We start from the raw sequence: 16,075 nt of genomic DNA on the forward strand, positions 1-16,075 counted from the left end.
GCCGCCATGCGACACGGTTCCATTCCGGGCGCCCACGGGCGCGTCCGGCCTCTCACCCTGCTCGGCGACGCGGCTTTGCGCGAACAATGCCGGGAAGTCACCGAATTCGGCCCCGAACTGGCGGTCCTCGTGGAGGACCTGTTCGCCACGATGTACGCGGCGCAGGGGGTCGGACTGGCGGCGAATCAGGTGGGGGTGCCGCTGCGGGTGTTCGTGTACGACTGCCCGGACGACGACGATGTCCGGCATCTGGGACATGTGGTGAACCCGCGTCTGGTGGAGACGGACGGGGTGGTGATCCGGGGACCCGAGGGGTGCCTGTCCCTGCCGGGTCTGGAGGCGGGGACCGAGCGGTACGACCATGCGGTGGTCGAGGGTCTCACGGTGACGGGGGAGCCGGTGACCGTGCATGGCACGGGGTTCTTCGCGCGGTGTCTGCAGCACGAGTGCGACCATCTGCAGGGCCGGGTGTACGCGGATCACCTCACGGGTTGGCGCAAGCGCGGATTGGCGAGGCGGATCAGGCGAGCTTCGTGGCACCGGGCGAGTGGTCCGACTCAAGGGGTGCGGGGAACGCGCTGAGCCCCCGCGCAGCCGCACACGGGGAACGGCCGTCAGAATCCCGGACCTCCTATTCTGTCCCCCGCCGCCGCAAGGCGACCCCACAGCAGATCAGCCAGAGACCGCACCAACTCGCTCCGGGAACAGGGGCGTTCACCCAGCCACCAGTCCCCGGCCGCATGCATCATCCCGACGATCCCATGTCCCCACACCCGGGCGAGCTGCTGACTCTCCGGCCCGAGATCCACCCGCTCCTCGATGACCTGAGCCAGCTCCTCGCCCATCCTGCGGAGCAACGGCGCCGAATGCTTGCCGACGTCGAAGCCATGCTCGGCACCCGCGCTCCCCTCCGCCGGATGCATCAGAAACCGGTACACCTGAGGCCGTGCCTCAATGGCGGCGAGATACGTGTCCAGCGTCGACTCCACCCGCTCCCGCCGCTCGGCCGGAGCGTCCAGCGCCGCCCGGAGCGAATCGAGCAGGGCATCCGTGTGCCGCTTGGCCAAGGCGGCGTAAAGGCCCCCCTTGTCGCCGAAGTGGCGGTAAAGGATCGGCTTCGTGATGCCGGCTTCCGCGGCGATCGCGTTCATCGACGCCTGTGGGCCGTCGCGCAGCACCACCCGGTCGGCGGCCTCCAGCAGCTCGCGCCGTCGGCGGTCGGCGGACCGCTGCTGATCGGTCCGCTGTGTGGTGTCCATGAGCTCTCCCCACCCGTGCTGATTCGGTGACGCCTGCGCAAACTAACACTGACTGTGCCCCTGACATCGAACGGGATGCCGAGACGTCATCACCGGTTGACTTTTCCTACCCGTCGGTAACAGACTCGGGTTACCGCTAGTAACATCGCACCGCCGCCGCTGGAGGGGACATGGCCGAGTTCACCATGGAGCTCAACGACGAACAGAAGGAAGTCCGGGACTGGCTCCATGGCTTCGCCGCCGACGTGATCCGCCCCGCGGCCGCCGAGTGGGACGAGCGCGAGGAGACTCCCTGGCCGGTCATCCAGGAGGCGGCGAAGGTCGGCATCTACTCCCTCGACTTCTACGCGCAGCAGTACTTCGACCCCACCGGCCTCGGCATCCCGATGGCCATGGAGGAGCTGTTCTGGGGCGACGCGGGCATCGCCCTGTCCATTGTGGGCACCGGCCTGGCCGCCGTGGGCGTTCTCGCCAACGGAACCGAGGAACAGATCGGCACCTGGATGCCGCAGATGTACGGCGACGTCCACGACGTCAAGGTGGCCGCGTTCTGCTCCTCGGAGCCCGACGCCGGCTCCGACGTCGCCTCCATGCGCACGCGCGCCGTGTACGACGAGGCCAAGGACGAGTGGGTGATCAACGGCACGAAGACCTGGGCGACCAACGGCGGCATTGCCAACGTCCACGTCGTCGTCGCCAGTGTCGACCCGGAACTGGGTTCCAAGGGCCACGCCTCCTTCATCGTCCCGCCGGGCACGCCGGGCCTGGCCCAGGGCCAGAAGTTCAAGAAGCACGGCATTCGCGCCTCGCACACCGCCGAGGTCGTCCTCGACAACGTCCGCGTTCCCGGCTCCTGCCTGCTCGGCGGCAAGGAGAAGCTGGACGAGCGGCTCGCCCGGGCGCGGGAGAAGGCAGCGAAGGGCGGGGAGCGCGTCAAGAACGCGGCGATGGCCACGTTCGAGGCGTCCCGCCCGGCGGTCGGCGCCATGGCGGTCGGCACCGCCCGGGCCGCGTACGAGGTCGCCCTCGACTACGCCACGACCCGCGAGCAGTTCGGCCGGCCGATCATCGACAACCAGGGCGTGGCCTTCCAGCTGGCGGACATGCGCACGCAGATCGACGCGGCGCGGCTGCTGGTCTGGCGTGCGTCCTGGATGGCGGTCAACGGCAAGCCGTTCACCGCGGCCGAGGGTTCCATGTCCAAGCTGTTCGCCAGCGAGACGGCGAAGAAGGTCACCGCCCAGGCCATCCAGATCCTCGGCGGCAACGGCTACACCAGGGAGTACCCGGTGGAGCGCATGCACCGGGACAGCGCGATCTACACGATCTTCGAGGGCACGAGCGAGATCCAGCGGCTGGTGATCGCCCGCACCCTCTCCGGCATGCCCATCCGCTAGCGATGCCTGAGCGGCGTCAGCTGCTCGATGTCGTACTTGGCCCGCAGGGCCTCGATCGCCTCCTGGTCCGGCGGCCCCCCGTTCCCCAGGATCTCCAGCAGTTCCTCGAAGTAGCGCTCGTGATCCGGTGGGGGAGCGGCCTGGAAGAACATCTTTGCCGGGGTGTCCGTCGGATTGGCGAACGCGTGCGGGCACCCCGGTGGTACGACGATGACCGTGCCCGGAGCCGCCCGCACCACGCGGCTGCCCGAACTCGACTCCCACCTCTGCCAGTTGTCGGGGGTGCGGATGCGTGGCTCGAAGGCGAGGACGTCCAGTTCGCCCTCCAGCACGTAGAACAGCTCCTCGCTGCGCGTGTGCACATGCGCGCCCACGTCGAAGCCCGGCGGGACCTCCACCTCGAAGGTGGAGGCCATCCGCGAGTGCATGCCGGTGACCTTGAACGTCACCCGCTGGGCCGGTGTCTCGACGACACGGCCGTGGCCCGGCGGTACGTACAGTCCCTCGGTCTCCGTCATCGCCCACTCACCAGGTCACCGGAAGGGCCTCGGGACCCCGGATCAGCGCGCCCTTCTTGAAGGGCACCTTCTCCGGCGCCACGGCCAGCCGCAGGCCCGGAATCCGGTCGAGCAGGGCGTCCACCATGAGTTCCTCCTCCAGCCGGGCCAGCATGTTGCCGGGGCAGAAGTGCGGGCCGAAGCCGAACGAGACGTGCGGGTTCGGGCTGCGGGAGAAGTCGATGGTGTCCGGGTCGGGGAACACCTCCGGGTCGCGGTTGGCGGCCAGGTAGGAGTTGTACACCGCGTCGCCCGCGCGGATCCGCACACCCCGGATCTCCACGTCCTCCAGGGCGATCCGGGACAGGCCGACCGCGTTGCGGTGCGGAATCCAGCGCAGGAGCTCGTCGATCGCCCTGGGGCGGATCTCCGGCTGCGCGCGCAGCAGCTCCACCAGGTCGGGGCGGGTCAGCAGCAGATAGAACATCTGCCCGCTGTTGTTGGTGACCGCCTCGCCACCGATCTGGAGGAGACCGGCCAGTCCAACGGCCTCCTCCAGGGAGACCTCGCCCCGGCCCACCGCGGCGCCGAGCAGTGAGGCGACGTCCTCGGCCGTGCTGTTCTCGCGCAGCCCGATCAGGTCCGAGAAGTAGGCGGCCATCTCCCGTTTGGCCTTCTCGCTGATCTCCTTGCCGTTGGAGGAGGACAGGATGAGCTGGGTCCAGGTGTGCATGGTGTGCCGGTCGGCGGCCGGGACGCCCATCATTTCGCAGATCACCGCGATCGGGAACGGGCTGAGGATCGTCGCCGTGAGATCGGCGGGCGGTCCGTCCTGGAGGAGTTCGTCGACCAGTTCGTCCAGCATGGCGCGGGCCTTCTCCCGTACCCGCTCCACGCCCTTCGCGGTGAAGGCGGCCGCCACCGAGCGGCGCAGCCGGGTGTGGTCGGGCGGGTCGAGGAAGCCGACCGCGCCCGGGTCGGGGATGAAGTGCGGGGCCAGCCGGGTGACCGGCTTCTTCATGACCTCCTCGCGGCTGAAGCGGGGGTCGTTGGTCACCATGCGCACGTCGTCCATCCGGGTCACCAGCCAGGCCCAGCCCTCGCCGTTGGGCAGCTGGATGCGGGTGACCGGTCCTTCGCGCATGAGCTCTCTCAGCACCGGGTCGAAGTCCGTCCCGGTCAGGTCGAGCGCCGGCCAGTGCCGGATCGGGGGCAGGGTCTCGGTGAGTGTCTCTTCGGTCATGCCGTACTCAAGCCGTCTCTCGGTCTTCAGCTGCGCCAGCGGCCCAGCGTCATTTCCGCGGTGATGCCGGGTCCGAACCCGGCGAGGAGCCCGCGCGCCCGGTGCTCGGCGCCGCCCTCGTCGAACATCCGGCGCAGCGCGTCCAGCACGACGCCGGAGGCGATGTTGCCGTACTCGGTGAGGGTGGCCCGGCTGAACCGGAAGGCGTGCGGGTCGACCTGGAGGAACTTGCTGAGGTCGTCGAGGATGCGCGGGCCGCCGGCGTGGACGATGTAGAAGTCCAGGTCGGACGCGTCCCAGCCGTGCATGCCCGCGAGGTCCTGCAGCGCCGGGGCCAGCGGCTCCATGGTGGCGGGCACCCGTTTGTCGAGCAGGAAGTGGAATCCGGTCGCCCGGACGTCGTACATGATCCACTCTTCGGTCTTCGGGATCAGGTACGAGCCGTTGCGTTCCAGCTCGACACCGGTGCCGCCCTTGCCGCGGACCACGGCGGCGGCTATGCCGTCACCGAACAGGCCGTTGGAGAGCAGCGAGCCCACGCCCAGGTCGGTGGGCTGGTAGCACAGCGAGCAGAACTCGCAGGCCACTATCAGCGCGTTGGCGTCGGGGTAGGCCGTGCAGAAGTCGTGCGCGCGGTTGATCGCCGCGCCGCCGGCCGCACAGCCCAGCTGGGCTATGGGGAGCTGTCGGGTGGTCGAGTCGAAGTCCATCTCGTTGATCAGCCACGCCGTCAGCGAGGGCATCATGAAGCCCGTGCACGAGACGTAGACGATCACGTCGATGTCGGAGGTCAGGAGTTCCGCGTCGTCGAGTGCGCGCTGGATCACCGCGGGGACCCGGGCCTTGGCCTCGGCCTCGTAGAGCTTGTTGCGCTCCTCGAACCCGGGGTGCTTGAGGGTCTCCTCGATGGGCTGCACTATGTGCCGCGTCTTCACCCCCGTGTTCTCGATCAACCGCAGTGCGAGCGGCAGTTGGGGGTGGTCCGAGTGACGCGACCGCGCCAGTTCCAGCGTCTCCTCCATCGTGATCACGTGCTCCGGCACCGACACCGTTGGTCTGCACAAAGTCGCCATGAACCGTGCCTGCTTTCAGCCTTCCGGAAGGCCTGCGCCCGCCGGTCAGAGGGGTCGTTCACCTCAGGAGGTGGTCCACCCACGATCACTCGACCCGGCGGCGATCTCGCGCCGAACTACTCCAGACCGGGGACACCCGAGTCAGGGTCGGTAGGAAACCGCACGTCCGCGAGAGGGAGCACACCATGACGGCATCGGCCGGGGATCCGCCGGAGACGACCACCAGGACGCTCGCCCGCCTGGCCCTGGCACAGCGGTGGGTGATCCCCGTCGACCGCCGCTCCTTCGCGCATCCGGCCCAGCGCGCCGACCCCGGCTCGGGGGCCTTCTTCACCACGCTCGCGACGGGCCAGGAACCGGCCGCACAGCACCTCCGCCTTCGCCCGGGCCTGCGGCGTCACCGAGGACCGCTCCCGGACATACGTCCCCCTGGCGGGCTGCCAGGCCTACCCCGCCCACGTCTCCTGGCCGGCCCTCAACGCCTCCCCGGCGGACGCCGTTCTGGCCCTCACGGCGAACTTCTCCGCCTGGGGCGGTCATCGCGCCCGCATCGCGGCGGGGCCGCGCACGCACTACGGTTTCCTCGGACGAATGCCTGAAGCGGGCTTCCAGTGAATGTTCCGGACTTCGCCGGCCTAAGGCGCTCCACTGCTGTGCGCGATGCACGCCACGTCAATGCGATCGGCCAGCTTGGCCAGCTCGATGGTCAGCGCAGCAACCGTGTCCTCGTCCAACCCCGGCTCCCCCGCCTCGACGAGCCGCAGCCACCGCCCGCCCACGGTCCGCAGCAACTTACTCACGTCGGCCGCAGACACCTGCAAGGTACCGCGGTCGTCGACGATCAGAGGCAGGGTCACTTCGCGGGTCACAAAAGGGGATGGTAGCCGCGCAGCGCTCACGCACCCTGCCAAACCGTGGTGATGTTGCAGAACTCGCGGATTCCGTGCCCGGACAGCTCACGCCCGTACCCGGACCGCTTGACCCCGCCGAACGGGAACGCCGGATGGGAGGCCGTCATCCCGTTGACGTACACCGAACCGGCCTCCAGGTCGCGCGTGAACCGCTCCACCTCGCTCTCGTCCCGCGTCCACACATTGGAACTCAGCCCGAACAGCGAGTCGTTGGCGATGAGCAGCGCCTCGTCCAGGTCGCCGGCCCGGTACAGCGTGGCGACCGGTCCGAACGCCTCCTCCCGGTGGATGCGCATCTCGCGGGTGATCCCGGCCAGCACGGTCGGCGGGTAGTACCAACCCGGCCCGTCCGGCCGCTCGCCGCCGCACAGCACCTCGGCCCCGGTGCGCCTGGCGTCGTCGACCAGCTCCTCCAGATCCTTCCGCCCCTGCTCGCTGGAGAGCGGCCCGACCTCGGTGTCCTCCTCCAGCGGGTCACCGACCTTGAGCGCCTTCATGCCCGCGACGAACTTCTCGGCGAAGGCGTCGTAGACGTCCGTGTGCACGATGAACCGCTTGGCGGCGATGCAGGACTGCCCGTTGTTCTGCACGCGAGCGGTGACCGCCACCTCGGCCGCCCGGTCCAGGTCGGCGGAGGGCATCACGACGTACGGGTCGCTGCCGCCCAGCTCCAGCACCGTCTTCTTGATCATCTCCCCGCAGGTGGAGGCCACCGCCCGGCCCGCCGGCTCGCTGCCGGTCAGCGTCGCGGCCTTCACCCGCTCGTCCCGGAGGATGTCGTCGACCGCCCCCGAGCCGATCAGCAGCGTCTGGAAGCAGCCCTCCGTGAAGCCCGCCCGGTGGAACAGGTCCTCCAGGTACAGCGCCGTCTGGGGGACGTTGGAGGCGTGCTTGAGCAGACCCACGTTGCCCGCCATGAGCGCGGGCGCGGCGAACCGGATCACCTGCCAGAGCGGGAAGTTCCAGGGCATCACCGCGAGGACGGGCCCCATCGGCCGGTACCGCACCCGGACCCGGGAGGCGCCGGAGTCCTTCACGTCCGACTCGGCGGGCTCCTCGTCGGCCAGCAGTCCCTCGGCGCGTTCGGCGTACCAGCGCATCGCCTTGGCGCACTTCGCGGCCTCCGCACGGGCCTGCCTGATCGGCTTGCCCATCTCGGTGGTCATCACCCTGGCGACCTCCTGCTGATCCTCGTCCAGCAGATCGGCGGCCTTCAGCAGCAGCCGGCCACGGTCGACGAACGACATCGTCCGGTAGGTGCGGAACGTGGCCTCGGCGAGCTGGAGCCGGCGTTCCAGCTCTTCCTCGCCCATGGGCTCGTACGTCTTGAGCGTCTCGCCGTTCGCCGGGTTCACCGTCGCGATGGGCATGGCTGACCTCCCTGGGAGCGGGCTTGCTTAGACCTTCGCGCGCAGTACGGCCGTACGCAACGCGTGGCGTCCCTTCAGGCCGAGTGCTCCGCCAGCCGGTCGAGAAACGCGGTCTGCGCCGTGATGATCAGCTGCCGGGCCCGGTCCAGGCCGAGCCACGCCACGCGGTCCAGTTCCGGGAACTCCCGCACCCGGCCGGAGCGCGGCGGCCACTCCATGGTGAAGGTGCCGGGGCTGAAGCCGCTCAGGTCCGGGTCCGCCTCGACGGCCCAGGCCGTGACGACCTTGCCGTTCTTCTGCGCCACCTCGCCCAGCGGTACGGCCTTCCCGTCGGGCGGCGCGACTCCCAGCTCCTCCCGGAACTCGCGCCGGGCGGCCTCCCAGGCGGGCTCGTCGGGGTCGTACTCGCCCTTGGGGACGGTCCACGCACCGGCGTCCTTCTTTGCCCAGAGCGGACCACCCATATGGCCCAGCAATACCTCCAGTCCCTCATCGGTATGCCGGAACAACAGCAGTCCCGCGCTGCGCTTCGTCGCACGCACCGTCACGGCTTGACCTCCGGGTGGGCCGCCAGCAGGGCCTCCACGGTATCGGCCTCCTCGGGCCGTTTGTCCTCGCGGTAGCGGACCACGCGGGCGAAGCGCAGGGTGACGCCGGCCGGGTAGCGGGAGGAGCGCTGGAGGCCGTCGTAGGCGATCTCCACGACGAGTTCGGGGCGGACCCGGACCACCCAGCCGTTGTCCTCCACGGCGAGCTGCTGCAGCCGCTCGGTCTGCCAGGCGAGCATCGCGTCGGTCATGCCCTTGAAGGTCTTGCCGAGCATGGCGAAGCCGCCGTCGGGGTTGCGGGCGCCGAGGTGGAGGTTGGAGAGCCTGCCCGTGCGCCGGCCGTGGCCCCACTCGGCGGCCAGCACCACCAGGTCGAGGGTGTGCACGGGCTTGACCTTCAGCCAGGCGGCGCCACGCCGGCCCGCGCTGTACGGAGCGTCCAGCGCCTTCACCACCACGCCCTCGTGGCCGCGGGCCAGGGTATCGGCGAGGAAGCGTTCCGCCTCCGCGATGTCCCCCGGCCCGGAGGCGACCGTCCGGCGCACCCGCATCGGCTCGGGCACCAGCCGGGCCAGCTCCACGTGCCGCTCGGCGAAGGGCAGGTCCAGCAGATCGGTGCCGTCGACCGACAGGACGTCGAAGAAGACGGGGGAGACCGGGGTCTCCCCGGCCGCCTTCGTCACGTCCGTCCGGGAGCCGACCCGGCCCGCCGTCTCCTGGAAGGACCGGGGCCGTCCGGCCGCGTCGAAGGAGATCACCTCGCCGTCCAGGATGAACCGCTCGCCTGGCAACTCCCGCGCGGCGGCGGTCACTTCGGGCAGCCGGTCGGTGATGTCGTCCAGGGTGCGGGTGTGCACCCGGACCGTCTCACCGTCCCGGTGGACCTGCACCCGGATGCCGTCCAGCTTCTCCTCCACCGCGCAGGCGCCGAGCTTCTCCACGGCCTCGGCCACGGAGGACGCGCTGTGCGCCAGCATCGGCAGCACCGGGCGGCCCACGGTGAGCCGGAACCTCTCCAGTGCCCCGGACCCCTCGGCGAGCAGGGCCTGGGCGACCGTCTGGAGCGACCCGGCGAGCATCACCGCGCGGCGGACGGCGGCCGGGTCGGCGCCGGTCGCCTGGGCGAGGCCTTCCACGGCGACCGCGTCCAGCGCGCCCTGCCGCACCTCGCCGGTGAGCAGGCCGAGCAGGAAACGCTGCTCCTCCTCGGTGGCCGCGCCCATCAGCTCGCCGACGAGCCGGACCCGCTGTGCCTGCGAGCCCGGCCCCGACACCTCGCCCAGCTCGCTGAGCAGGGCGTCGACCTCGCGCACCGTGAGACTGGGCTCGTCGGCCGGCGGCACGGGCCGGCTCAGCACCTTCCAGCCGACGCCGAGCCGGCCCTGCGGCAGCCGTCCGGCCAGGTACGGGATGACGATCGGCACGTCGTCCGCCTCCGCCTCCCGGAACAACTCGGCGAGCAGCGCAGTCTTGCGGGACCGGGCCGCCGTCGCGGCGACCTCCCGGGACACCTGGGCGAGCCGGGTCAGCAGCATGCAGTCATCGTGCACCGGGGGAGCGGCGGTTACACCCGGACGGAGTCGAGGTCGGCCATCAGCAGCTCCCCGTTGATCGCGGCCCCCGCCCGTATCCCCGGCTCGCCGCGTTGATCACCTGCTCGGCGAAGCCGCTCGCGTTGCCCGCCGCCCACAGGCCGGGCACGGTCGTCAGGCCCCGCTCGTCGATCACCGGGTAGGCGCCGAACGGCGTCTCGCGCAGCTCGGCGCCCAGCCGCACCAGCAGGTGGTTGTTCGGTACGGCGCGCGGGGCGGCGTACAGGACCTCCCGGTCATGGACCGTGCCGTCCTCGAGCCGGATCCCGGTGAGCCGGTCCTCGGCGACGAGGAGTCCCGCGACCCTCCCGGGTACGACCGTGACCCCGGCGGCGGCCAGCCGGCGCAGGTCTTCGTCCGTCAGCTCCGACTCGCCCACCTCGTGCAGGAGGAACCGCACGTCCTTGGACCACTGGGTGACCATCAGCGCCTGGTGCACGCTCAGCGGCGAGGCCGCGAGCACCCCGGTCGGCAGGTCGCGGGCCTCCCAGCCGTGGCAGTACGGGCAGTGCACCACGTCCCGGCCGAACCGCTCGGCCAGTCCGGGGACGTCCGGCAGCTCGTCCTCCAGGCCCGTGGCGATCACCAGCTGCCGGGCGCGGACCGTCCCTCCGCTCGCGAGGACGACGGTGAAGTCCTCGTCCCTGGCCGCGTCCACGACCCGGTCCCGCACCAGCTCCACCCCGTAACGGGCGATCTCCTCGCGGCCGATCGCCAGGAACTCGGCCGGGGACATGCCGTCCCGGGAGAGATAGCCCTGCATGTGCGCGGACGGCGTGTTGCGCGGCTCGCCCGCGTCCACGACCAGCGTGCGGCGCCGGGCGCGGCCGAGGACCAGCGCGGCGGACAGCCCGGCGGCCCCACCACCGACGACGACTGCTTCGTACCTGTTGTTCTCGGTGTTCTGGGTCATGCCGCGACGGTCGCTCGGCGGCTGCGGCATTGACAAACGTATTTGCCGTTCCTGCAATAGTCGTCATGAGCACAGACGACGTACTGGCCGAAGTGGGCGCCCGGCTGCGCCGCATCCGCAAGGAGCGGGAGGTGACCCTGGCCGCGCTCTCCGAGGCCACCGGCATCTCGGTCAGCACCCTCTCCCGGCTGGAGTCCGGCCTGCGCAAGCCCAGTCTCGAACTGCTGCTGCCGATCGCGCAGGCCCACCAGGTGCCGCTGGACGAGCTGGTCGGCGCGCCGCCGGTGGGGGACCCGCGGGTGCGGTCCGAGCCGATCGTGCGGGGCGGGCGCACCCACTGGCCGCTGACCCGCCAGCCCGGCGGCCTGCAGGCCTTCAAGGTGCTCGAACCGCAGCGGAAGCAGGATCCTGACCCGCGCACCCACGAGGGCTACGAGTGGCTGTATGTGCTCTCCGGCCGGCTGCGGCTGGTCCTCGGGGAACACGACGTGGTGCTGTCGGCGGGTGAGGCCGCCGAGTTCGACACGCGCGTACCGCACTGGTTCGGGTCGACGGGGGAGGGGCCGGTGGAGTTCCTCAGTCTGTTCGGGCCGCAGGGCGAGCGGATGCACGTACGGGCACGGCCCAGGCGGAAGTGACGCGGCCGACTGTTCCCTGATTGGCAAGCGACCGCTTAGTATGCGATCGGACCCGGTCAGACGAAGCAGTCCCGTGGAGGCCCCGCATGCAGGCATGGCAAGTGCACGAGAACGGCGAGCCGAGCGAGGTGATGCGCCTGGCGGAGGTGGAGCGGCCCGTGCCCGCAGACGGCCAGGTGCTGCTACGCGTGCGCGCTGCCAACATCAACTTCCCGGACGCGCTGCTGTGCCGGGGCCAGTACCAGGTGCGCCCGCCGCTGCCGTTCACGCCCGGCGTGGAGATCTGCGGCGAGACCGAGGACGGCCGCCGGGTGATCGCCAACCCCGCGCTGCCGTACGGCGGTTTCGCCGAGTACGCCCTCGCCGACGCCCGCGCCCTGCTGCCGGCCCCCGAGGCGCTGGACGACGCCGAGGCCGCCGCGCTGCACATCGGCTACCAGACCGGCTGGTTCGGCCTGCACCGCCGGGCCCACCTGGAGGCGGGCGAGACCCTGCTGGTGCACGCCGCCGCCGGCGGTGTCGGCAGCGCGGCCGTCCAGCTCGGCAAGGCGGCCGGGGCCACCGTGATCGGTGTCGTCGGCGGCGCGGACAAGGCCGCCGTGGCCCGCGAGCTGGGCTGTGACGTGGTGGTCGACCGCCGCTCCGAGGACGTGATCGCGGCCGTGAAGGAGGCCACCGGCGGCCGGGGCGCGGACGTGATCTACGACCCGGTGGGCGGCGAGGCCTACACCCAGTCCGCCAAGCTCGTCGCCTTCGAGGGCCGGATCGTCGTGGTCGGCTTCGCGAGCGGCACCATCCCCAGCCCGGCCCTCAACCACGCGCTGGTGAAGAACTACTCGATCCTCGGCCTGCACTGGGGCCTGTACGCCACCAAGAACCCGAAGCTCATCCTGCGCTGCCACGAGGAGCTGACCGAGCTGGCCGCCCGGGGCGCGATCAAGCCGCTGGTGAGCGAGCGGGTGCCGCTGAGCGGGGCGGCCACGGCCGTGCAGAAGGTGGCGGACGGCCGCTCCACCGGCCGGATCGCCGTCGTGATGGAGGGAGCAGCATGACCGACGCCGAAGAACTGCGCCGCCGCACACGAGAGTTGCTGACCCAGCATCCCCCGGCGAGCACCGACCGCCTCGACTTCCTCAGGGCCCGCTTCGACGCCGGCCTCGCCTGGGTGCACTACCCGGAGGGCCTCGGGGGACTGGGCGCGCCCCGTCACCTCCAGGCCGTCGTGGACGCCGAGCTGGAGGCCGCGGGTGCCCCCGACAACGACTCACGCCGTAACGGCATCGGGCTCGGCATGGCAGCGCCGACCATCCTGAAGTACGGCACGGAGGAGCAGAAGCAGCGCTATCTGCGGCCGCTGTGGACGGGGGAGGAGGTCTGGTGCCAGCTGTTCAGCGAGCCCGGCGCCGGCTCCGACCTGGCCGCCCTCGGCACCCGGGCCGTGCGGGAAGGCGACACCTGGGTCGTCAACGGGCAGAAGGTGTGGACGTCCGGCGCGCACAACGCCCGCTGGGCCATCCTCATCGCCCGCACCGACCCGAGCGTGCCCAAGCACGCCGGCATCACCTACTTCCTCTGCGACATGACCGACCCCGGCGTCGAGGTCCGGCCGCTGCGCCAGATCACCGGCGAGGCCGAGTTCAACGAGGTCTTCCTCACCGACGTCCGCATCCCCGACTCCCGCCGCCTCGGCGAGGTCGGCAACGGCTGGCGGGTCGCCCAGACCACGCTCAACAACGAACGCGTGGCCATCGGCGGCATGCGGCTGCCCCGCGAGGGCGGCATGATCGGCCCGGTCGCCAGGACCTGGCGCGAACGCCCCGAGCTGCGCACTCACGAACTGCACCAGCGCCTGCTGAAGCTGTGGGTCGAGGCCGAGGTCTCCCGCCTCACCGCCGAACGCCTGCGCCAGCAGCTCGTCGCCGGCCAGCCCGGCTACGAGGGCTCCGGCATGAAGCTCGCCTTCGCCCGCCTCAACCAGGAGATCAGCGGCCTGGAGGTCGAACTCCGAGGCGAGGAAGGTCTGTTGTACGACGAGTGGACCATGCGCCGCCCCGAGCTGGTCGACTTCACCGGCCGTGACGCCGGCTACCGCTACCTGCGTTCCAAGGGCAACAGCATCGAGGGCGGGACCAGCGAGGTCCTGCTGAACATCGTCGCCGAGCGGGTCCTCGGCCTGCCCGCCGAGCCGCGCACCGACAAGGACGTCGCCTGGAAGGACCTGGCCCGATGACAAAAGCGCCGGACCTGCTGTACTCCGAGGAGGAAGAGGCGCTGCGCGCCGCCGTCCGCGACCTCCTCACGGACCACTGCCCGCCCGCGGACGTCATCGCCCGCGTCGAGTCGGGCACTCCGCACGACCTCGCCCTGTGGAAGTCCCTCGCCGAGGGCATGGGCCTGGCCGGGCTCCTGGTGCCCGAGGAGCAGGGCGGGCAGGGCGCCTCCGCCCGCGAAGTCGCCGTCGTCCTGGAGGAGTTGGGGCGAGCGGTCGCTCCCGTCCCGTACCTCACCAGCGCCGTCGTCGCCACCGAGGCCCTGCTGGCCTGCGGTGACGAGGAGCTGCTGGCACGGCTGGCCTCCGGGCGCACCATCGGCGCCCTCGCGGTCGGCCTGCACTCGGCTCCGGGCGCCGACTTCAAGGCCGTACGACTGGAGAGCGGCACTCTGCACGGGGAGTTGACGGGCATCGCCGACGCGGCCGTGGCCGACGTCCTGCTCGTCCCGGCCGAGGACGGCGGCCTGTACGCCGTGGCCGCGGACGCCGCGACCGTCACCCCGCAGATCTCCCTCGACCTGACCCGGCCGCTGGCGACGGTACGGCTGGACGGCGCGCCCGGCCGGCGTATCGGCGCCGCCGAACCCGCCGTACGCCGCGCCCTGCGCGCCGCCGCCGGACTGCTCGCCTCCGAGCAACTCGGTGTCGCCGACTGGGCGTTGACCGAGACCGTGCGCTATCTCAAGGAGCGCAAGCAGTTCAACCGGCCGGTCGGTGGCTTCCAGGCACTCAAGCACCGGCTCGCGCAGCTGTGGCTGGAGGTCGTCAACCTGCGGGCGGCCGCCCGTGCCGCGGGCGACGCGCTGGCCTCCGGCGCGGACACGGATGTCTCGGTCGCCGTTGCCCAGGCCTATGCCGCCCCGGTCGCCGTCCACGCCGCCGAGGAGGCGCTGCAGCTGCACGGCGGCATCGGGATGACCTGGGAACACCCCATCCACCTGTATCTGAAGCGGGCCAAGGCGGACTCGATCGCCTACGGCACGGCCGGTGCCCACCGCGAGGCGCTGGCCGGCCTGGTCGACCTCCAGGCACCCTGACCCAACCCGGGTGAAGCCCGCCCCCACCTGGGGCGGGCTATTCCGTGCGCGTGCTCCGCAGAAGTGAACAGCGCACCAACTCCCCGCGAGAGAAGGCCTCTTCGGTGGTGAGGCCACGCATACTCCCTTCGGTCCCATCCGGCACCTCAAGGGAGGCAGAGCATGGCCCTCACCACCCGTCGCAGAGCCCTCACCACCCTCGGCGCCGCCCTCGCCGGCGCGGTCGCCCTGCCCGCGTCGCAGGCCAGGGCGGGCACCGCACAGCGCGGTCCGCACCCGCTGTGGAACGCCCACGCCCACAACGACTACGAGCATCCCCGGCCGCTGTCCGACGCGCTCGACCACCGCTTCAACAGTGTCGAGGCCGACATCTTCCTCGTCGGCGACCAGCTCCTCATCGGGCACGACAGCTCCGAGCTGGACCCGTCCCGCACCCTCGAATCCCTCTACCTCGACCCGCTCGCCGCCCGGGTCCGGGCCGAGCGCGGTTCGGTGTACCGGGGATGGCGCAGGCCGCTGCAGCTCCTGATCGACATCAAGACCGAGGGCTCGTCGAGCTACCTCGAACTCGACCGCCAGCTGCGCCGCTACCCGCACCTGTTCACCCGGTACGCGCACGGCCGGGTGCACCCCGGGCCGGTCACCGCCGTCATCTCCGGTGACCGCGCCGCCCGTATCCCCATGGAGGCGCAGGACGAGCGGCGCGCCTTCTACGACGGCCGGCTCACCGACCTCGGCAGCACCGCCCCGGCCACCTTCATCTCGCTGATCAGCGACAACTGGACGCAGAACTTCACCTGGTCGGGCGAGGGCGCGTTCCCCGACGCCGAGCGGCAGAGGCTGCGGAGCATCACCGCCGCCGCGCACGCGCGCGGGCAGCAGGTGCGGTTCTGGGCCACCCCGGACGCCGCGGGCCCGGCCCGCGACGCCCTGTGGACGGAACTGCTCGCCGCCGGCGTCGACTACCTCAACACCGACGACCTGGCCGGCCTGGAGAACTTCCTCGACGCCCGCCCCGCCGCGTAACACCACACGTTCGGGGGACACGTCAGCCGCCCGGACGAACCCTCCGCTACGCCACACTTGCGGCCGAAACGCCACCCAAGGGGCGTGGCGGAGGAGGTTCCTGGTGATCATTCCCGTCTCTGCGGTCGTGCTGCTCCTGATCCTGGCCGTGATCTTCATCCGTAACTGCTCGCTGAAGATCTCCCACGCCCTGGTCTGCATGCTGCTCGGCTTCTTCCTGGCCGGCACGAGCATGGCGCCCACCATCCACAGCGGGCTCATGACGACCGCCGACCTGGTGAGCGGTCTGCGGCCCTGAG

At 71.1% G+C, this 16,075-nt stretch carries 16 protein-coding genes and 1 pseudogene; 8 read left to right on the forward strand and 9 right to left on the reverse strand.

Annotated features, from left to right (window positions below):
- The first annotated feature begins 6 nt into the window (after positions 1-6).
- On the forward strand, positions 7-582 hold the full coding sequence (gene def, locus ACZ5NH_RS07785) for a peptide deformylase (RefSeq protein WP_468773415.1): 576 nt from the start codon (positions 7-9) through the stop codon (positions 580-582).
- A gap of 32 nt (positions 583-614) precedes the next feature.
- On the opposite strand, the gene ACZ5NH_RS07790 is transcribed toward def, so the two are convergent.
- Entirely contained in the window at positions 615-1,259 is a 645-nt protein-coding gene (locus ACZ5NH_RS07790) for a TetR/AcrR family transcriptional regulator (RefSeq protein ID WP_468773416.1), read from the reverse strand.
- Positions 1,260-1,429: 170 nt separating this feature from the next.
- Here ACZ5NH_RS07790 and ACZ5NH_RS07795 point away from each other — a divergent pair, with 170 nt between their 5' ends.
- The gene (locus ACZ5NH_RS07795) at positions 1,430-2,656 is read left to right on the forward strand and encodes an acyl-CoA dehydrogenase family protein (protein ID WP_468773417.1); all 1,227 of its coding nucleotides are present in this window, start codon (positions 1,430-1,432) and stop codon (positions 2,654-2,656) included.
- On the opposite strand, the gene ACZ5NH_RS07800 is transcribed toward ACZ5NH_RS07795, so the two are convergent.
- The 8 genes and pseudogenes from ACZ5NH_RS07800 to ACZ5NH_RS07835 form a co-directional block, all read right to left on the reverse strand.
- Positions 2,653-3,174, reverse strand: coding sequence for a cupin domain-containing protein (locus tag ACZ5NH_RS07800; RefSeq protein WP_468773418.1), 522 nt, complete (start codon positions 3,172-3,174; stop codon positions 2,653-2,655). The two genes, ACZ5NH_RS07795 and ACZ5NH_RS07800, sit on opposite strands and share 4 nt — an antisense overlap.
- A 7-nt stretch (positions 3,175-3,181) precedes the next feature.
- Positions 3,182-4,396, reverse strand: coding sequence for a cytochrome P450 (locus tag ACZ5NH_RS07805; protein WP_468773419.1), 1,215 nt, complete (start codon positions 4,394-4,396; stop codon positions 3,182-3,184).
- Positions 4,397-4,422: 26 nt separating this feature from the next.
- The gene (locus ACZ5NH_RS07810) at positions 4,423-5,469 is read right to left on the reverse strand and encodes a type III polyketide synthase (RefSeq protein WP_388632814.1); all 1,047 of its coding nucleotides are present in this window, start codon (positions 5,467-5,469) and stop codon (positions 4,423-4,425) included.
- Positions 5,470-6,104: 635 nt separating this feature from the next.
- On the reverse strand, positions 6,105-6,338 hold the full coding sequence (locus ACZ5NH_RS07815) for a DUF6213 family protein (protein ID WP_388632819.1): 234 nt from the start codon (positions 6,336-6,338) through the stop codon (positions 6,105-6,107).
- Between the two features lie 26 nt (positions 6,339-6,364).
- On the reverse strand, positions 6,365-7,750 hold the full coding sequence (locus tag ACZ5NH_RS07820; RefSeq protein ID WP_468773420.1) for an NADP-dependent succinic semialdehyde dehydrogenase: 1,386 nt from the start codon (positions 7,748-7,750) through the stop codon (positions 6,365-6,367).
- A 74-nt stretch (positions 7,751-7,824) separates the two neighbouring features.
- A complete protein-coding gene (locus ACZ5NH_RS07825; RefSeq protein ID WP_468773421.1) occupies positions 7,825-8,298 on the reverse strand; it encodes an NUDIX hydrolase in 474 nt (157 codons plus the stop codon).
- Positions 8,295-9,833 (reverse strand): ATP-dependent DNA ligase, encoded by a 1,539-nt coding sequence (locus ACZ5NH_RS07830; protein ID WP_468773422.1) that lies wholly within the window; start codon positions 9,831-9,833, stop codon positions 8,295-8,297. Before ACZ5NH_RS07830 ends, ACZ5NH_RS07825 begins: the two co-directional genes overlap by 4 nt.
- Before the next feature lie 29 nt (positions 9,834-9,862).
- Positions 9,863-10,803, reverse strand: a pseudogene (locus ACZ5NH_RS07835) (NAD(P)/FAD-dependent oxidoreductase).
- Between the two features lie 65 nt (positions 10,804-10,868).
- On the opposite strand from ACZ5NH_RS07835, the gene ACZ5NH_RS07840 reads away from it, so the two are divergent.
- The 6 genes from ACZ5NH_RS07840 (at position 10,869) to ACZ5NH_RS07865 (ending at position 16,074) form a co-directional block, all read left to right on the forward strand.
- Positions 10,869-11,441 carry a helix-turn-helix domain-containing protein gene (locus tag ACZ5NH_RS07840; protein WP_451552698.1) on the forward strand — a complete coding sequence of 191 codons (573 nt, stop codon included), beginning with the start codon at positions 10,869-10,871 and terminating at the stop codon, positions 11,439-11,441.
- 86 nt (positions 11,442-11,527) lie between these two features.
- Positions 11,528-12,493 (forward strand): NADPH:quinone oxidoreductase family protein, encoded by a 966-nt coding sequence (locus ACZ5NH_RS07845; RefSeq protein ID WP_468773423.1) that lies wholly within the window; start codon positions 11,528-11,530, stop codon positions 12,491-12,493.
- Entirely contained in the window at positions 12,490-13,671 is a 1,182-nt protein-coding gene (locus tag ACZ5NH_RS07850) for an acyl-CoA dehydrogenase family protein (RefSeq protein WP_468773424.1), read from the forward strand. Before ACZ5NH_RS07845 ends, ACZ5NH_RS07850 begins: the two co-directional genes overlap by 4 nt.
- Positions 13,668-14,750, forward strand: a complete 1,083-nt coding sequence (locus ACZ5NH_RS07855) for an acyl-CoA dehydrogenase family protein (protein WP_468773425.1) — start codon at positions 13,668-13,670, stop codon at positions 14,748-14,750. Before ACZ5NH_RS07850 ends, ACZ5NH_RS07855 begins: the two co-directional genes overlap by 4 nt.
- Positions 14,751-14,912: 162 nt before the next feature.
- Positions 14,913-15,776, forward strand: a complete 864-nt coding sequence (locus tag ACZ5NH_RS07860; protein WP_468773426.1) for a phosphatidylinositol-specific phospholipase C/glycerophosphodiester phosphodiesterase family protein — start codon at positions 14,913-14,915, stop codon at positions 15,774-15,776.
- Positions 15,777-15,885: 109 nt separating this feature from the next.
- Positions 15,886-16,074 carry a hypothetical protein gene (locus tag ACZ5NH_RS07865; RefSeq protein WP_388632984.1) on the forward strand — a complete coding sequence of 63 codons (189 nt, stop codon included), beginning with the start codon at positions 15,886-15,888 and terminating at the stop codon, positions 16,072-16,074.
- The last annotated feature ends 1 nt before the right edge of the window (position 16,075 follow it).

Source organism: Streptomyces sp. NPDC031426 (assembly GCF_055581585.1).